12 protein-coding genes are annotated in these 18,785 nt (G+C 57.8%); 1 reads left to right on the top strand and 11 read right to left on the bottom strand.

The features are described from left to right. Positions 1-14: 14 nt before the first annotated feature. From ACOYW2_RS09420 to ACOYW2_RS09405, 4 genes are all read right to left on the bottom strand, one after another. A complete protein-coding gene (locus ACOYW2_RS09420) occupies positions 15-1,214 on the bottom strand; it encodes an ABC transporter transmembrane domain-containing protein (protein ID WP_482770227.1) in 1,200 nt (399 codons plus the stop codon). After that, a complete protein-coding gene (locus tag ACOYW2_RS09415) occupies positions 1,211-3,145 on the bottom strand; it encodes a bifunctional diguanylate cyclase/phosphodiesterase (RefSeq protein ID WP_482770226.1) in 1,935 nt (644 codons plus the stop codon). The genes ACOYW2_RS09420 and ACOYW2_RS09415 overlap by 4 nt, the downstream gene beginning before the upstream one ends. 111 nt (positions 3,146-3,256) lie before the next feature. Beyond that, the gene (locus ACOYW2_RS09410) at positions 3,257-3,781 is read right to left on the bottom strand and encodes a transglutaminase-like cysteine peptidase (protein WP_482422690.1); all 525 of its coding nucleotides are present in this window, start codon (positions 3,779-3,781) and stop codon (positions 3,257-3,259) included. A 34-nt stretch (positions 3,782-3,815) separates the two neighbouring features. Beyond that, the gene (locus ACOYW2_RS09405) at positions 3,816-5,648 is read right to left on the bottom strand and encodes a TolC family outer membrane protein (protein ID WP_482770225.1); all 1,833 of its coding nucleotides are present in this window, start codon (positions 5,646-5,648) and stop codon (positions 3,816-3,818) included. Between the two features lie 700 nt (positions 5,649-6,348). Between ACOYW2_RS09405 and ACOYW2_RS09400 the strand changes: the two genes are divergently transcribed. Continuing rightward, entirely contained in the window at positions 6,349-9,459 is a 3,111-nt protein-coding gene (locus tag ACOYW2_RS09400) for a DUF5714 domain-containing protein (RefSeq protein ID WP_482770224.1), read from the top strand. A gap of 466 nt (positions 9,460-9,925) precedes the next feature. Here the strand turns inward: ACOYW2_RS09400 and ACOYW2_RS09395 are convergent, their stop codons facing one another. The 7 genes from ACOYW2_RS09395 to dctP all read right to left on the bottom strand — a co-directional run bounded on the left by ACOYW2_RS09395 (position 9,926) and on the right by dctP (position 18,408). Next, positions 9,926-10,027, bottom strand: coding sequence for a hypothetical protein (locus ACOYW2_RS09395; RefSeq protein ID WP_482422684.1), 102 nt, complete (start codon positions 10,025-10,027; stop codon positions 9,926-9,928). 8 nt (positions 10,028-10,035) lie between these two features. Beyond that, entirely contained in the window at positions 10,036-10,962 is a 927-nt protein-coding gene (locus ACOYW2_RS09390; RefSeq protein WP_482770223.1) for a carbohydrate porin, read from the bottom strand. Positions 10,963-11,190: 228 nt separating this feature from the next. Further along, entirely contained in the window at positions 11,191-11,688 is a 498-nt protein-coding gene (locus ACOYW2_RS09385) for a PepSY domain-containing protein (protein ID WP_482770222.1), read from the bottom strand. Between the two features lie 69 nt (positions 11,689-11,757). Then, positions 11,758-14,928 carry a WD40/YVTN/BNR-like repeat-containing protein gene (locus ACOYW2_RS09380; protein ID WP_482770221.1) on the bottom strand — a complete coding sequence of 1,057 codons (3,171 nt, stop codon included), beginning with the start codon at positions 14,926-14,928 and terminating at the stop codon, positions 11,758-11,760. Positions 14,929-15,619: 691 nt separating this feature from the next. Continuing rightward, positions 15,620-16,906, bottom strand: coding sequence for a TRAP transporter large permease (locus ACOYW2_RS09375; RefSeq protein ID WP_482770220.1), 1,287 nt, complete (start codon positions 16,904-16,906; stop codon positions 15,620-15,622). A 2-nt stretch (positions 16,907-16,908) separates the two neighbouring features. Beyond that, positions 16,909-17,388, bottom strand: a complete 480-nt coding sequence (locus tag ACOYW2_RS09370; protein ID WP_482422678.1) for a TRAP transporter small permease — start codon at positions 17,386-17,388, stop codon at positions 16,909-16,911. 3 nt (positions 17,389-17,391) lie between these two features. Beyond that, on the bottom strand, positions 17,392-18,408 hold the full coding sequence (gene dctP / locus ACOYW2_RS09365; protein ID WP_180141351.1) for a TRAP transporter substrate-binding protein DctP: 1,017 nt from the start codon (positions 18,406-18,408) through the stop codon (positions 17,392-17,394). Between the last annotated feature and the right edge of the window lie 377 nt (positions 18,409-18,785).

The raw sequence follows: 18,785 nt of genomic DNA, 5'->3' as shown, positions 1-18,785 counted from the left end.
GGAGCTGAACTGGGTCAGAAAGGCGGAAAAAAACGGAGATGAAGAAGAAACCGGACATGATCGGGATCGAGGCCTTTTGTCGCAATATCCCCGGTGCTCTCCTCCCAGTGCCACTGCATGGAGCTGCCCGCGTTGAAGGCCTTGATGGTCTCCAGGTTGGCCAGGGCCTCCACCAGGATCCCGTTTTTCCGGGCCGCGGCTTCATGGGTGCTTTCCACGATCCTGTAGATGGGCTTTTTCAAGCAAAGACTCGTCAAAAGGATCAGGACCATGACCGTAAGCGGCACTCGGGCCATCACCGGATGGATCGAGTAGATGACGATCATGAAGAGAACGGCAAAGGGCACCTCGATGAACGCGGTGACCGCGCTGGAAGTAAAAAAGGAGCGGATGCTTTCAAAATCTTTGATGTTGTTGGCAAAGGAGCCCACGGACCGGGGCCTCTCCTTCAGCTTCAGGTTCATGGCCTGTTCAAAAAGAAGGGACGAGAGGATGATGTCGCTCTTCTTGGCCGCTGTTTCAAGGAACGAGGTACGGATACACTTGATGACCAGGTCAAAGAGATAGACAAGACAGATCCCGGACGCCAGGACCCAGAGGGTCTCCACGGCGTTGTGGGGAATGATCCGGTCGTAGACGTTCATGGTGAACAGAGGCCCTGCCACCACAAACAGGTTCACCAGGAGCGTGCCCAAAAGCACCCGCGCATAGATCCCCTTAAAGCGCTTCATGGTCCCGAAAAACCAATGCCCGTCCGAGGGGCGTCTCACCTCTTCATCATCCCCGGAAGCCCCGTCATAGGTGCGCTTCAGAAAAAAAACATAGCCCAGGTACTCCTCGGCCAGACGCTCGATCTCGATCTCCCGGGGGGTGTCGTCCACCTCCGGCACGATGATCTCGGCCATGCCGCTGCCGTGGGAAATCCGCGTCAGCACACACGCCTTGTCATCTTTGAGCATCAGGATCACGGGCAGGACAACGGCCGGGATTTCGGAGAGGGACCGCTTCTGGAGACGAGACTGAAAGCCTGCCTTGGCTGCGGCCCGGGAGACGTTGGACTTGCCCTTGTCCAGACTGAAGAGCCGCTGCTTCTCCACCGTGGGATCAAAGGGCAGCCCCTGAGCCAGGGCTTCTGCCGAGGCGGGTTTGTTGTTTATCTTTGTCAGCACGACCAGGCACTGCATCACCGGGTCTGTGGATATATCGTAACTCATGACGGATTCCCCAACGGTTCGACCTCGGCGATGGCACGGCCCTGGAAGAAACGAATGTTCCTCCTCTCCAGCATCTCCCGTTGGTCCTCTGATTCAATTTTCGATGCCACGAGCCTGATCCCCAGGCTGTCCGCAATGGTGGCAAGGGCATTGAGGGCAACATCCGACACCCCACCCTGCTCCGGATCATCCAGATAATCGGCATCCACTTTCATGTAGTCGGGCTTCAGGTCTTTCAAAAGGGTCAGGGTGGCATCCTGCATCGTGCACTGGTCCAGGCCGAACCCATAGCCCATGCCCCGGAAAAGCCCGGCAAGGTCCATGCAGATCTCCGGAGAGCTCAGAAGGGTCGCCTCCTGAAGCTCGAAGACAACCCGATGCCGCACGGGCCTCTGGGCAGACAGAAACTGCCGGAGCCACAGGAACGACTCCCGGTCCCTGCAGAATTCACGGGTCAGGTTGACGGCGAAAACCCCGTGGCGATCCCGGGCGATCTGCTCTGCCACGGCATCAAGCACAACCCGATCCAGTCGGGCCGCATACCCCAGGGTAATGATCATGGGCATGAACTCCCCTGCCTTGTGGAGCACCCCGTCCCCGTCCATCATGGAGACATACACCTCCCGATGAAGCTCGCCGTCGGCCGACACAACGGCCTGGGAGTCCACAGGAAACCGCCCGCTGTCAAAGGCATCTTCGATCATCCGCTTCCACTCGTATTTCCCCGAGAGGCAGGGAGCGGACCGGCCGCTGTAAGTTTTCACCATCCAGGGGGCCCCGGATTTGGAGACAGAAAGGGCGTAATCGACTTTGGACAGGATGCTGCCCACGCGCTCTTCGGCACCGTAGGCTGCCAGCCCTCCGCTGACGGTCACCTCGCCCTTGAAGGTTGGATGGCCGGAGGTCAGGGCATGGGCCCCTTTGATGATGGCATCAGAGACGGCCAGGGCATCTTCCCGAAGGCACCCTGGAAGGGCCACACCGAACTCCTGGTGGGACAACGGGCGACCCGCGTGCTTCAGGGACCTTTGCGGCACGGACTGATCATCTCCGCAGCCGCTGTCGAGCAACGCACCGGATGCCCACCGGACAGGCCGAGGCGCTCCATGCCGTCGAGGCTGAGGATCATCACCGCCCCCACCGAGCCCCCGGAATCGCTCTCCAGGAAATGCCCCAGCTGCTTTACGAAATAGGAACGGTTGTACACCCCGGTATCGGGGTCCTTGAAATGAAGAGCCTGATAGTCCCGAATGGTTTGGGCTCCGTGAGAAGATGGCCTTCACTTTTTCCACCATGGTGTTCATGGCAAGAACCACCTCTTTGAGTTCCGGGGTACCGGGAAGATTGCTGTTGATGATGAACTCGTGGTTGCTGATGGCCTCGGCCTGACGCCGGATGTCCGTCAGGGATCTCATGAGATACCGCAGGATAACCCAGCAGACGAAAAGGGCTGCGCCGCCCACCAGCACAAAGGTGAGGCAGAGCTGCTTGAAGGTGTCCCAGAGCCGCAGATAGGCGTGCCCCGGATGCCCTTTCACCTTGAGGGTTCCGAAGACGGACCACCCGTTCATGACACGGGCCTCGGCCACCGGCGGGTCCAGGGCCACCATGCGGATAAACAGCTCGGGCACCCCTTCCACGCGCACGGCCTCATGCCGCTCGTAGACCGGCACGCCGTTTGACCGGACGAGCTCGATGCGTTCGTAATACCCCCCGTCAAACATGGCGTTCACAGCCGACTTCGTGAATCCCGCGTCGGAAGGTGCGGAACTCAGGGACAGGGCCAGGACATTGGCGGTGTTTTTCGCGCCGGTATAAAGCTGCATGCCGGTAAAATCACGGGCACGGTCAAAATTGATCTTCATGACAATGCTCAGCATCACCACAAGGACCACGGTTATCAACACCTGTATCTGTTTGAAAAGACTCATGACCTTCCCCTTTCACGGATCTCCGGATCAACGGCTTTCAGCTTCTTCTGGTTTTTCAAGGGTTTCCTGTTTATCCGCTTGCCCAGGCCCTGCTGTTTCTGAAGGTACAGGTCATCGGCTGTAAAACTGTAGACCGGGATCAAATCGGGACGTTCGGTGGCGGGTTCGATGGTGGTCTTGTAGTTGTCCAGAACGAGGGGAACGGCGCCGGGCGCGGCGTCGTTGACGACAGGGCGCGAACCGATGGCCTTGGCGTCCAGTAAAGACCTTCTCCTCGGGCACCCCCACCTGGACCATGGTCAGGTACTTGGCCACCGCGAAATCCTCGCAGTCGCCCCGCCCCTTTCCCAAAAACTCAAGGCGGCTTGCCCAGTAATCGTCACGATTCCACACGGTCCTGTCCGTGGCGTAGGTTACCTGGTTGAAAAACCGGTTGATCTCGGCCACCTTCTGCTCTTCAGTGGCGTTCACCAGGCTTTCCATTAGGGCAAGAAGGCCGTTGAGGCGTTTGGTGGCCTGCTCTCCGTAGGTCTCCCTGTAGCGTGCGGCTGCATTCTCGGGCACATAGAAACGATTGGCCTCCCGTGCAGCCACAAGCTGTGAACACACCAGAAGTATCAAAAAGGCTCGACGCACGAAGCCTCCGGTGGGGAAAGGACTCCCCGCCAATTTACGAACGGACCTTTCGGGTCAGTTTGAACTCGGTCCGTCGATTTTTTCGTTTGCCGTCCCCGGTGGCGTTGTCCGCCACGGGCTCGCTCTCCCCTTTGCCGGACCAGGAGAGGATCTCACGATTCACACCCAGCCCCACAAGGGCATCACACACACTACGGGCCCTTTTCCGGGAGAGTTTGAGGTTGTAAGCCTTGGAGCCATCGGAATCGGTATGCCCGACCACTTCAACGGAAAACCCCTCTGTGGCCTTGAGCTGGTCCGCAACGTAGGTGAGCTGCTTTTCAGCCTCTTTGGTCAGTGAACCTGAGTTGCGCTTGAAGCTGATCCCCTCAAGGGCGATGGTCTGCTCCTTCCGGGAAGTATCGATCTTCAGGTCAAAGGCGTCCGGTGTCCCGGTCACGATGTACGGGGCCACGACGTCTGTCTCCTCGAACCCCACGGTCTGCATGGCGTCCCCGGCGCAGCCCGATGCCGGTGTGCTGCTCTTCGGAACGGAGTTGTCGCACTGATCACAGGGGTCGTCCACGGAGTCCTGGTCCCGGTTGTGCTCCAGGTCGTCATCCCCGGCGCATCCCAGGGATGCCTCCAGGGGAAGCCCCATGGCCTTGCGAAGGCCGGGATCGTATTCCCGGAGCATCAGCCCGGTTGTGCCTGCGATCCTGTAGGTGGCCGTCAGGCAGGAGTACACGGACTCCACCAGGGCGGTTTCCGCCGAGTTGTATTCGTTTTCCATGTTGAGCAGGTCAAGGAGGGTACGGCGGCCTAAGTGGTACTCCTCTTTAAAGGCGGACAGGGTGTCCAGGGAGAGCCGAACATGGTCACCGAGGTATTTTTCCCGCTGCTTTTCAGCCTGAAGGATATTCCAGGCCAGCCTCACCGACTCATTGACGTTTCGCCGTTCCAGGTACGCCCGGTAATTTTCCCCATGAAGGTTCCTGTTGCTCTTCAGGGTTTCCCCTTTTCTTACGCCGCCGTCAAAGAACGTGTAGTTCAGCTTCAGCATGGCCGAGGCCTGGTCTGTGTCCCCTTCGTCTCCACCGGTATCGGAACGACGCTGGGCCTTGAGCTCAAGGTCCAGGGAGGGCCAGTACGCGGCCTTTGCTTTTTCCACGGCCTGCTTTCGAACCTGAATATTGGACTGGGAGACCCACAGGGCCGGATGGTTTTTCAACGCGATATCCACCGTGCCCTCTACGGTCTCGGGAACGAGAAAGGACGGAGCAGGACGCACCATGCGATCAGGGGAGACAAAGCGGCCGAACTGCCTGTGGAACTTGACCACCGCCTGATTCAGGTTCTGCTGCCTGGAGATGTAGTTGCTCTGGGCCAGGGCAAACCGGGCCTCGGAGTTTTTGAGGTCGGAGACCCTGTTGAACCCGGACTCGGCCTTTTCCCTGACCTGGCGAAGAATCTGCTTCTGGGTGGCCACGTTCTTTTTGGCCAGGGCCAGCATCTCTTTGGCCTGGAGCACACCGAGGTAAGCCTCGGCCGTATCCAGATAGACCCGGTTGCTGACATTGAGCACTTCGTAAGCGGCCGAGAGGATCCGGGCGTCGGTCTCCCGCACGGTGGCCCGAGTTCTGCCGCCGTTGAATAAATTCATCCGCGCATAGACCGTTGCCGTTGCTGCCGTCAACTCCTCGCGCTCGTCGTTGGTATCTTCCCCGTCCGTGACTTCCGGACCGGCGGCAAGTTCTGCGCCGATGGTGGGACGATACCCGCTTTTTGCGATGGCTCGCTCAGCAAGAACGCTTTCGTACCTCTGCCTGGCCTCCAGAATTTCCGGATTTGTGTTTGTAACAATTTCGAGCGCCTGACGCAGTGTCATGGCCTCAGAGACAACCCGCTCGCCTTCTGCCAAAGCGACGGTCGTCAACGATAAAACAAAAACAGCCATCGGGATCACCCGACGGAACAACCTGTTGCGCATGCCTGAACATTCTCCCACCACAGTTTAACTTATTGATTTTAAGACCATCGAACTCCGCTCCAAATCATCACGGAGTATCGCTAGTTTTAAAACCAGCGAACACATATTCAATAAAACAGCACCTGTCAATAGACACATTTACAGCAGTTACGTAACCCCTCGAACCTTTCTTTATTTTTCTATAGTATTAGAAATATCCTTTTAACAATTTCACACAAAAGACTCAAGTCAAAGAGTCATCTAAACAGGAACCTCACAACAAAACCACTGCCGCGGCAAACGGCCACATCACATCCAGACGCCGCACCCGCACGCCGCAATCACCTGCCACCCCTCAGCTACGCTGGAAAACAACAGAAAATGCTTATCCGGCAGCCCTCATCCGGCTGCGTCGCGAAGGCGACAAATCATGGATTTTTTGATATGCAGCCTTTAATCGCCTTGCCGTATCCCACGGACCCGCGTGAGGTTTTGACATTCCCCCGGTCGGCATGTAAAGTAGAAAAAAATCGACCGCATCTCCGCAATCCCGCCATCTTTAACAGATGCTTAAAAAAAGCCTCCCCCCAACCACCTGCAAACGAGAAGGTAATGACCCATGTCCATGATCTTCCCAGATACGTTTACGCGTCTTTCCGGCACCAAGGTACCCATTTATGTATCTCCGGACACCCCTCACTGGTTCGTTCCCAACACGGCCGGGGACCGGTTGCTTCAGGCTTTGGGCGAGGCGAAAAGCGCCCCCCGGGACAACAAGACAAAGGGCCCCCTGGAGCAGCTCAGGACAGAACAGTTTTTATCCCTTATGCCCCGAGGCAAGCCCGCCCCCTACTCCGGGCGCGGAGAGATTCTCTCCCTGAATCGCCTGTCCGAATGCTGGATTCACCTGACGGATCACTGCAACCTGTCGTGTCGTCATTGCCTCTTCTCCTGCTCCCCAAAAACAAGGCAAAGCCTCAATTTTGAGGAGATCGAGGCTTTGTACCGGGCAACCGAGCCCTTAGGCACGGAGACCTATTACATCACCGGGGGCGAGCCCCTGCTCCACCCAGATTTTCAACGCATCTGCCGCCTTCTCCTGAGCAAGGAAAACACCCGCCTTGCCATCCTCACCAACGGATTGCTTATTCCGAAGCACCTGGATTTTCTCACCACGCTCCCCACAGACCGACTCCACTTCCAAATCAGCGTGGACGGCCTTGAGGAGAACCACGACGCCATGCGCGGCCAGGGGGTCTTCAACAAATTACTCGCCGTTTTTGACATGCTGTCCCAGGCAGGACTCAACGCCTCCCTTGCCATGGCCGTTCACAAAGGCAACGTCCACCAGATGACCGATATCGTCGCCCTTGCCGGTCGGTTCGGCATTGCCGACGTCCATTACCTCTGGCTCTTTGCCGCCGGAAAGGCGCGAGACACCGCCCATGTCCCCCCGGAACAGCTTTTTTCCCACCTTATGGAGGCTGAAAAAGCCGCCGCATCATTGGGAATCACCATCGACAACCTCAAGAGCATGGAGGCCCGTGTCTTCTCCTCACCGGGCATCCGCCACGACCTGGGTAACGCCGGGTGGGAATCCCTTGCCGTGGGTCCCGACGGGCACATCTACCCCACCCCGGCCCTCATCGGCAACAAACCCGCATGCTGCGGTCACCTCCGGGACGGCATCGAGAAGGTGTGGAGACACAGCAAAGCGCTCAGCGACTTGCGAGGACTATCCGTTGTGAATGACGAAAGCTGCCGCACAAGCCCTTTTCGCTACATCGTGGGGGGCGGCGATATCGACCACAGCTACTATGCAGGCCAACACTACATCGGCCACGACCCCTACATGGCGCTCTACGAAGCCATCGCCGTTCACCTTATTGAAAAGGCGGCGGGTACGGTTGCTGATACCCATGGCGTGCCCGGCATGCGAATCCAGATGGGCGACCGCCTCACCGAATGCAGCCACGCCGAGGGTGATGTGGCCCTCACCCACTCCAACTGTGTGCTCTCCCTTGCCGGTACCCGGGGCACGGTGGGCGCCTTTTATGCCGATGCGGCCGACGCCCCCAACACCGACATCACCAACCCGGTCTGTTACGAAGAGGAGCTGATCCACCACATCCCGGAGTCTGCCAGGGTGCGTTCCTACGGATGCGGAAGCCCGGTACCCGGTGCGCGGACCTTGACCGGGGCTAAGCTTATGAGGACTTCCAGCTCCGGGGCCGGGGTGGAGTGCTTTATCGCCGCCAAGATCACCGGTGCGGCGGGGAGCGTCTACGGTATCGACATGCTCGACGACATGCTCTCGCGGGCCCGTAATGCAACGGACGAAGTGGGAAGGCGGCTGGGTTACCGGAACGTGGAGTTTAAAAAGGGATACCTGGAAAGCATCCCCCTGGACCGTGAGACCGCCGACGTGGTGATCTCAAACTGCGTGGTGAACCTCTCCGAGGACAAGACAAAGACCTTTGCGGAAATTTTCCGCATCCTGAAGCCCGGGGGACGAGCCGTCATCTCCGATGTGACCACCGACGCCCCCTTCCCCGCTTCCATCCAAAACGACCCGACCCTTCGGGGAGAATGCATCGGCGGGGCCATGGTGCAGTCCCGCCTCATGGCCATGCTGGAAGCCACCGGTTTTATCAACATCCGAATCATCAAACGCTTCTTCTATCGCGAGGTCCAGGGGCACACCTTTTATTCCCTCACCTACCAGGCCGTCAAGCCCGATGAGACCCGCACGGCTGTTCTCTATCCCGGCCCCTTTGCAGGGGTCATCACCGATCAGGGTGAAATCATCCCCCGGGGCGGTATTCTGGATGCCCCCTGGCCTTCGGCCACCCACTCCGACCCGTCCGCCTTTGTCCTGGACAACGACGGCAACATCACCAACCAGGACGCGGAAAACAGCTGTGCCTGCTACCAGCCTGTGGAAAAGGAACAGAAGCCAGCCCAGCCCGCCGGTGCCACCATCCTGAGCACAGGAAAAAAAGCGTCGGGCTGCATGCGCTGCGGCAAACCCCTTGCCTATCTCGACATGGAGCAGGAAGAGACCTGCAGCTTCTGCGGAGAGACCGCCATGGCCAACGCCCTCTGCGAAAACGGCCATTTTGTCTGCGACCTCTGCCACAGCGAGGACGCCCTCTCCGTGGTCAAGCACCTCTGCCTGACCACCAGGGAGACCGACATCATCACCCTCTTTGACAGAATCAAAAAACACCCGGCTGTGCCCCTCCACGGACCGGAGCACCACTTTATCGTTCCGGGTGTGATCACCGCAGCGTACCGCAACGCCGGAGGCGCCATCGGAGACGAGGAGATCCTCTCGGCCATCCGACGCGGCGCGGATATCCCCGGCGGCACCTGTGCTTTCTGGGGAGGCTGTGGCGCGGCCCTGGGGACAGGAATCGCCTTCGGCATCATCCTGAAGAGCAACCCGGTGAAAGCCACGGAGCGACAGATCATCCAGAGGGTCACCGGCCGGATCATCACAGCCTTAGGTGAGCTGGAAGCAGCCCGCTGCTGCCGCAGGGAGACCCTCACCGCCTTCAAGATCGCGTCGGGCCTCTCCACGGATCTGCTGCCCATCCCCTTGCAGGCAAACGGCACCACCCACTGTTTCCAGTTCAATATTAATAAGGAGTGCATCAGGTCCGGGTGTCCCTGGTACGTGGCGGGAAAAAGCGATATCAAGGGAGAATGGCTGAAGGTGAAAGGATAAAAAAGGCCGCCCCATGCGACCCTTTGGATTCGCAGGCAAACCTGAAGGAACCAGCATACTTGAAAACCGGATTCGTGCCGATGCTGAGAGCAGCATATCCCAGCGGACTGTGCTAAGCGATATCACCCTCAAACATAGAAATCGCCGGTGGCCGAATTACCCGGAACCCTATCAATCCATCCCTCATGCATATGGCATGAATCAACCGCAAACAAGCTGACACCGTGATGACGGTAAAAACGAAGAGAATCACCGCGTATCGTCTTTTCATGGTTCCCCCAGCCCAATTCCGCGTGAAAACCGAACAGCCGCCAGGTGGCGGCTCATACCTCATTCAACATAGCAAAAAGCAATCATGGGCGTCTACTCAATCTCGCTATCCCGGGTATTTCATGAGAAAACGGGCCGGTTGTAATAGTGGAAAATGTAATTCACGGTTTTCTGCTCGATTTTCTCACCACTCGGGCTACAGGGCCACACGGAGCCGGCACCCCAGGACCCACAAGGTATCCTCATCGCTGGTGAGGGCTGGGTCTTTGATGTATTGAAGAGACGGGGTCACGGCCACCTCCTTTGTCAGCTGATACCGCCAGAACACTTCGGTGGTGTACTGATCATCTGCCCCTTTGAACGACACGTCATTGGGGCGTCCCCAGTTGAACCCGACCCCGATGACACCGCGCATGGGCACCGGCTGACAGCCAATGCCCGCCGACACCGATCGCTCAAGGAGGCTGCCGCTGTGAGTCGCTGTCCCCGGACAAAGGGCAGCCATGTGTCGTCGATCCATCGTTGCCAGGAAAGGTTCAACCCCCAGCCGTCGTCCGTTCCGTTTGCACGTTCGTCAATCTGCCAGAGTGTGATGTGGGTGTTGTCGAAGTAGATCTTATCCTGGCCGGGGGTCCAGCCGATTTCAACCCATCTGAAAAAATCACTGTCGTCGATGACGGACTCAAACCCTTCAAACGGATCCCTTGGGTCGGCGTTGGCATCGGCGATTCCGGCCTGAATATAGAGTGAGCTGCTTACCATGGCACCGGCTGCCGCGCCCAGGGTGGCATCATTGGGCAGATCCATGGAGGCGGACCCCGTTGAAAAAACGAAGTTGGCAAACCCCGTCCACGGACTGGAGAGCAGGTAGACATCGATAAAATCCGTGGTGTCCAGAAACCCTCCCACAAACACGCCCTTGCCCTCGGATACATACTGTTTCCAGTAGAGGTTTGTCAGACGTGCCTTCTGGTTGCTGAACGGAGGTTCGATGATGCCCGCATACCCGCTTTCAAACCCCAGGGCGCTGGGCGGAATGTCCGAGTACTTGTGGCGGTTTTCAATTTTCCAGTTCAAGCTGCCCTTGTTGGGCCCCCCGCGGTTCACCAGGTCCCAGTAGCCATAAAACCGCGCAATGCCGCTGGAGGCGCTATCTTCCCCCGGGCTGTCGCTCACGTGCATGAAAAGGACTGAATAGTCGGCCGCCAGATGCAACCCCATCTGTTCTGCCACGCCATCCCGCCAGTCCCGTACCGGAGAGAACCACGCGATTCGTTCCGGGGCTGGATAATAACGCCCTGCTGCTGGTCCAGAGCAATCTGGTTTTCAACCTCATCAGGAGAAAGCCGCGGCTTGAGTTTGCCCCCGGTTGATGCAACGGAGACCCCAAAGCCCAGGAGAAGTCCCAGAGAAACGATCATCATGACAATGCACGGTTTTGTTTTCATGGCCTCCTCGGCTTCAACCCCGTTTTTTCACGTAAGGAAAGAAAAACAGATAGACACCTGTTGCCCAGACACCGGCCAGGAGAATGGCGGTGGGCAGAAGAACCCACAGCTTGACATGTTCATGGAAAAAGCTGCCGTCATGGATGCTTTCGATGAGGTCGGAACGCCGCACGGCAACGTGCAGGACTTCACCGGTTTTCGTATCAACCTGGATTTCCCAGTGGTTCTTGGCCCGCACCTTCACCAGGCCTTTTCCGGGTCGCACGTCCAGGCGATCGATATCCTCCCAGTTGTGGATCCCCACATCCGGAACGGAGGTGGCGATGGCCAGAATCTCATCAAAACTGAGCATCAACTCATGCCCCACCCCCTTCTGGGTCGCAGGCTGAATCCACTCCAGCTTCTTTTTCATCAGAAGGACAGCGCCGCTGAGGACGACGACAAGGACCGGTAAAGCCGTTGCAATGGCGGCCCATCTGTGTATCTTCCTGTTCATCACCACGGCTCTCATGTTGCCCCCCTTGCAATGGGGAGATGAAAACACCGAAGCGTCCGCATCGCCCCATCACCTGCTGTTCAGCTATTGAGCATGTGCCACCGTCGTTCCCTCGCTTTGCAAAAAATCAGCCCATGCAGCGAGTTCGGTATCGATCTCTTTTTCCAGCATATCCACCACATCGTAGGCAGACTGGGGCGGGCGGCCTTCGCTCTGGAACAACACCCAGTGGACCGTTTGAAGCTTGGACAGCAGCTTGGACGGCTCATTGGCGATCTGGGACAGGTTGGCCCCCATGGGGACCAGCTTTCCGATAAACACCGAGGACTCTTTTGCAATGGCTGAATCCTCTCCGGCGTCCTCGGACAGTTCCATGGCGGAGATAATGGTCTTATTGGTTCTCTCGAAAATGTCCCGGATGCGCCACCACAATTCAAAACGGGCATCCGCATCTTTCTGACTCCACGTCTCGTTAGGGTTCATGCGCAGTTCAAACGCCTGATCCTGGGACTGGCCGTCAACCGTCAACCTGGCGGTGTAGGTGCCGGGCCTGGCTTCCACCACAATCCCTGCAGGCGGCTTGCCCGGTACAGAGACCACATCCGGGTAATTCATGTCCCAGACCATCCGGTTCAGGCCCGTCTCCCGGCTCAGGATGTCTCCCTCGTAGGTTTTGATCAGCTCGCCCTTGCTGTCGAGAATACTCAGGCTGACATCCCGGGCCCCATCTCCGATCAGATAATAAATAATGGCACCACGGGGCCGGGCACCTCCGGCATCAATAAACCTGCGTTTACGTTCTCCGTTGACCACCCCGAGTTCGATAAAGGTGTGCCCCATGCGCCCGTTCTGGACAAAGTAGTTCTTCTGGCCCCCTCCCACGCCTCCACCGTAGAGAGCCCACCAGTTGATGCCCAGGCGCGTATGGGTTCGCGGTTTGAACAGATGAGCCGTCTTGGCCTGGATTTCGTCTGAGGTCTGCCGCAAGGGGCTGATGTCATCCAAAATCCAGAAACTGCGCCCAAAGGTGGCGATGCACAGGTCCTCATCCTTGATTTTGATGTCGTGCACCGGTACCGCCGGCAGGTTGAGGTTCAACCGTTTCCAGGTGACCCCGTCATCCAGGGAGGCAAACACCCCCGTTTCGGTTCCCACGAAGAGCAACCCTTTGCGCACCGTATCTTCCCGGATGGTCCGCGTGATCTCCGTCTGAGGAAAATTCTCACTCAAATTCGTCCATGTCTCTCCGTAATCAGATGTCTTGAAGAGATAGGGCAAAAAGTCATTGGCGGTGCGGTACCGGCTGATGGCCACATACGCCGTCCCCGCGTCATGGGGCGAGGCCTCGATCTCGTAGACATCCGAGTCTTCGGGAAGGCCGGGCGGGGTGACGTTGGTCCATTTCCGGCAATTGTTTCTGGTCACATGGATCAGGCCGTCATCACTGCCCGTCCAGAACACCCCCTTTTTGATCCTGGAGGCGGCCATGCGGTGGATGGTGTTGTAGGCTTCCTGGCCGGACGTCTCCAGGGATGAAGGAGAGCCTCCCGGCTGCTGCTTTTTCGGGTCATCCCGGGTCAACACCGGGCTGACAACCTCCCAGGTCTGTCCCCGGTCTTTGCTGCGGAACACCACCTCGGCGGCGGTGTACAGCACCTTCGGCCTGAAGGGGTCAAAAAGGACAGGGGCATGCCAGTTAAAACGGTACTTTGCCTCGCTTTGCCCTCTTCCGAAGGTGATCACCGGCCAGACATTGACCTGCTCCCACTGCCCCGTCTTCAGGCTGACCCGCTGGATCGGGCATCCACCGGCGGCAAAGGTGCTCTGCGCCAGGTGATAAATGGTATCGGGGTCATTGGGGTCCGGTACCGAAGCACCGGACTCCCCGCTGCCGATGACCGTCACATCAGCTTGCGAAATACCGCCGTAAATGGACGCGGAGGGGACCTTGTATCCGATAAGGTCCTGGCAGTTTCCATACAGGTTATACGGAAATTCATTGTCCACATCGAGGCGATAGACCTGCTGATTGGGCTGGGTATAGGGCCCGGACCAGGTAATTCCGCCGTTTCTCGTCACCATGGCACCGCCGTCGTGGGTAACGATCATGCGATCGGGGTCTTCCGGATCAAAGGCCATGTCGTGGAAATCATCCTTGGTCCCGGAACGCTGGGTCCAGGATTTTCCCCCGTCCAGGGACTGCCACATCTTGTTGGAAAGCACCCACAGCTCGTCCCCGTTGTGGGGGCTGGCGTGGAGGTGCATGTAGTAGAAAGGCCGCTGAATGATGTTGACGTTATCCGAGACAAAGGCCCACGTCTCGCCGCCGTCCTCGGACTGATAGAGCCCCGGCTGCTCCTTGGAGTCCACAAGGGCACTGATGCGCTCGGGGTTTTTCCTGGAGTGGGCAAGGCCGATGCGGCCTAAGTCGTCGGTGGCCATGCCCGGGTTACGGGTGATCTCGGCCCAGGTTTCCCCGCCGTCCGTTGACTTGAAAATGCCGGTATTGGGGCCTCCGGCTTTCAAGCCCCAGGTCCGCCGGAACACCTCAAAGGTTGCGGCATACAAAATATTCGGATCGTGCTCGCACAGCACCAGGTCGATGACGCCGGCCTGTTCATGCTTGAAGAAAACCCGTTCCCAGGATTTACCTCCATCCTTGCTGCGGTACACGCCGCGATGCTGGCTCGGCCCGAAGGGGCTGCCGATGGCGGCCATGTAGACCAGGTCCGGATTGGTTGGGTGCACGCGCACCCGTGAAATGCGTTTTGTCTTGGCCAACCCGATGTGTGCCCAGGTCTTGCCCCCGTCCGTGGACTTGTAGGCCCCGTCACCCCAGGTGGAGCAGTCGCGAAGCTGCGGCTCACCCGTTCCGATGTAGATGATGTCCGGGTTGCTGGGTGCCAGGGCAATGGCCCCCACCGGCCCCACGTTGATCTGGCCGTCGGTAATGGGATACCAATAGGTGCCATTGTCATCGGACATCCACACCCCGCCCGATGAGTGAGCATGATAGAACCGGTTCTTGTCCGTGGGGTGCACGGCCACGCCGCAACCGCGAACGCCCACAAAGGGCCCCACACACCGCCACTCCAACGATCGCATCTCCCGGTCCACTTCCAGGTCGGCCTGTTGTGCGAATTCCCCGGGAGCGACAGGCTCAGGCGCCTCACCGGGCCGCCACTCGGCATGGCCCATACCCGACCAGATCATGACGCATAAAGCTGTTGCAATGGTAACCACGCGCTTTTTCATACCGCACTCCTTCACTTTGAGTTTAGCGGGCACATTCGAAATACCAGAACAATAAACTGTTGTTACAATGAGTTAGCGAGAAAAGTTAAGGCATCACAAAAATACAAGCCACCATTTTGGCGCTATTTTTTCACCCTTCTGACGAACCGAGAGAACCCATCTACTGCATTATCAGAGCTTTTATAAAACAACGCGTTCTGAAAGCTCTGATGCCTTGAACAGAGTCCATGAATATGTGAACGAAAGGGATAAGGTGAAGAGGAGTGACAAGATGCTCTGCTTTTTTGACATCGGCTCCAAACGCGCGCACCAATACGACAAAAATACGAGCAACAAAGATACCACGGGTTATCTATGGCGATTTAATCGCCCGGCACAGCGGATATCAACATCTTGTAAGGTATGATTGTCTTTTGGATTGGACAGGGAAAGGCAAAAAATCATTATACGCTTTAATTTTGGAAGTTTATCAAAGCGAAAATTTTCACACAAGCCATTTTTTGCTCTTCAAAGAAGCGATTTGTAGGGTGCACTCTGTGACCCCAAATCAAAGCCCTGGATGAACCGAACATGCACCCTACGGGCCGACGGACTTTTGGGACAATATCATCAACAACACCCGCAGGCCGGGACCGCCGCAGCGAGTTAGCCGTCAAGGTGGCATACCTTGCCGCTGGAGGCATTGCTTTTTTTAGGCCCTTAGCATACCGAAAAGGCGTGGAAGAAACAGAGTTATGCTTGGAAAAAGGGCCAGGATCACGAGCCCGGCAAGCATGGCCAAAATGAATGGAATCACGGCCTTGAAGGTCTCCTCCACGGGAATCTCAGCCAGGTGGGTGGTCACGTAGAGGTTCACGGCAACCGGGGGCGTGAACTGCCCGATGGCCAGATTAAAGGTCATCATGATACCGAACCAGATGGGGTCCCACCCGAACCGCGCCATGATGGGCAGGAAGATGGGGATAAAGATATAAAATATGGAGATGGCATCGATGAGCATCCCGGCACAGAACAAGATGAGGTTGATAACAAAAAGAACCACATACGGATTGTCGCTGATGGCCAGGAGCGAAGCCGAAATGGCGTCCATGGCCCCCAGGGTGCTTGCCGTCCATGAAAACAATCCGGCAAAAGTGATGATGAGCATCACCACGGCCGAGGCGTTGGAGGCCTCCACCAAAATCTCGTACAGGGCCTTTAAGGTGAGGGTCCTGTAGAGGAAAAAGCCCAGGATCAGACCGTAGAAGACCGCCACCACGGCCGCCTCCGTCGGTGTAAACACCCCGCCGTAGAGCCCGCCCAGGATAATCCCCGGGGCCATGAGCCCCCAGAACGCCTCCCGAAAGGCCTGAAACAGGCCCATGTCCGACTCCATGGCCGTCCTGCTGCCATATCCCCTTTTTTTGGAGATCCACCAGGCGGGCAGGATCAGGCAAAGCCCGGCCAGGGCACCGGGGATGGCGCCGGCGGCAAACAGGGTGGTGATGGAGGTGTTGGTGAGAGCGCCGTAGATGATCAGCGCAATGCTCACGGGCACGATGATGGCGGTGGAGCCTGCCCCGGCGATGAGGGCGGCCACAAAGCCGCGGTCGTACCCGTCCCGGATCATGGCAGGAATCAAAATGGCGCCAATGGCAGCGGCATCGGCCGGACCCGAGCCGGAGATACCGCCGAAGAAGACACACACCAGCACGGCCACAATGGCCAGGCTCCCTTTTTTGCGCCCCACAAGGAGGTTGGCAAAGCGCACCAGCCGCTCTGAAATGCCGCAGCGTTCAAACAAAAACCCTGCAAAGATAAAGAGCGGGATGGCCAGGAGCTGAAACTTGGCGATACCCGAATAGAAGTTGGGCGAGACCACGGCAATGCCCAAGTCTGCCAACCAGATGACGACCACGGAAGAGAGCCCGATGGCAACGGCAATGGGCACGCCGGAAAGGAGCAGCACCATGAAAAGAAAAAACAGCAGCAATCCCATGGTCACACTCCTTTGAGTTTCGCCTTTTCGGCGATGAGCACCTGAACGATACGGACAATAACAAGAGCGGACCCCGCGGGAATGGCCAGGGCATAGATCCACTCCGGAAGCTCCAGGGCCTCGGTGGTGATCTCAAGATCGATAAGATCGTAAATGTGAAACCAACTGAGGCCCGCAAGGGTCGCAAACAGCACGATGGCCAGGACAAGGCCGCCCATGCGGACCAGGGTGGCCGCCCGTGGGGAGAGCTTTTTTTCGTAATACTGGAGGTTCAGGTGATGGCTCTTCTTGAAAGCCGCGCTGGTGCCGAGCATGGTGAGCCAGACCAGGCCGGCCACCTCCAGCTCCTCGGTGAAGGCCAGGGAAAACTCGAAAAAGTAGCGGGTGACGACGTTGGCCAGCCCCAGGACAAACATGGAGCCCAGAAGCAGGGCTCCCAAAACTTCTTCAAAATTGCGCACACAATATTTCAGGGTGTTCAAGGCTTAATTCCCCATGTCCGCTTTGGCCTTCTCCACCAGCTCTTCACCGATGCGGGGGACCCACTTTTTGTACACGGGCTCGGTGAGCACACGAAAGGCCTTCTTCTCTTCGGGGGTGAGCACCGTCACTTCCATGCCGTTTTCCCGCATCAGCTCGTGGGCGGAAAGGTCCGGGGCCACCAGGCCCTTTCTTACGACACCCTTCTGCATGCGACCGGCGTCCACCGCCGCCTGACGGATGATCTCACGGTCTTTTTCCGAGAATTTTTTCCAGGTCTTCTGGTTCACGGTGAACATGAGGGGATCGATGACATACCCCCAAAAAGACACGTGATTATGGAACTGCCAGATCTTCAAAGGAATCTCGATGCCCACGGCGGGGTTCTCCTGAGCGTCCACAACCCCCTGCTGAAAAGCGATCTTGGCCTCGCCCCAGTTCATGTTCACGGGGTTGGCACCCATGGACTTCATGATGTCGATGAAGATGGGGGTACCCACCACACGGACTTTCAAGCCCTTTAAGTCTTCCGGGGTCCGGATGGCCCGCTTGGAGTTGGTGATCTCGCGGTACCCGTTCTCTCCCCAGCCCAGGACCTTAACCCCTTTTTTGGCGATCAGGGCTTCAATGGCTTTTCCCGCCTCCCCTGAGGTCACCTTGTCCAGGGCCTCGTAATCTTCGAAAAAGAAGGGAAGGTTAAACAGGTTCAAAGGCTTCAGGGTAGACGACCAGTTGATGGGGGAGGCAAAGGCAAAATCGGCCACGCCGCGCTTGAGCAGGAGGAACTCGTTGGTCTGCTTGCCCGCCATGAGAGAACCTGCCGTGTAGACCTTGATGTTGACCCGGCCCTCGGTGCGCTCCCGCACCAGATCGGCAAACAGGGTCGCCCCTTCGCCCCAGGGCATCTTGGGTCCCACCACACAGCTTAATTTGTATTCCTTTTTATACCCCGCCTCGGAAAGAGCCGGGAGCATCAAAAGGCACACAACCGCGATCGTCCATTTTTTAAGCGCTGTCATCATCACACGTGTCCTTAACGTATCCGGTTACAAAAAAAGGGGCCCGGCGGCTTTGACGAGCCTGCCCGCCCCATCACATTTTCAAGGATTGCGGTTTCTTTCTTAGCCGGGGCCATTCCGGGCTGTCAAGTCACCAGCAGGCTCTATCCCACCGCCCACAGGCCCTCCCGGCTGTTTCGCCCCGAAGAAGCGTTCCCCTTCAAGGATCCTAAGCCTCCCATACGCCCCTGGTGCAACCCACCCGCCAAACCAAGCCCCACAAGCCTTAAACACTCATGATATCAGCCATATAAAAGCATACCACTCACCAGGATCGCCATGACTGGCGCCCCCTCCCCTCCCACGCCGAAAGGGCAAACCGCCCCTTTCATGGCAGGCCC

It is taken from the genome of Desulfoluna sp. CLI2B (genome assembly GCF_056847375.1).
This window is presented reverse-complemented; position numbering and strand designations above follow the sequence as displayed.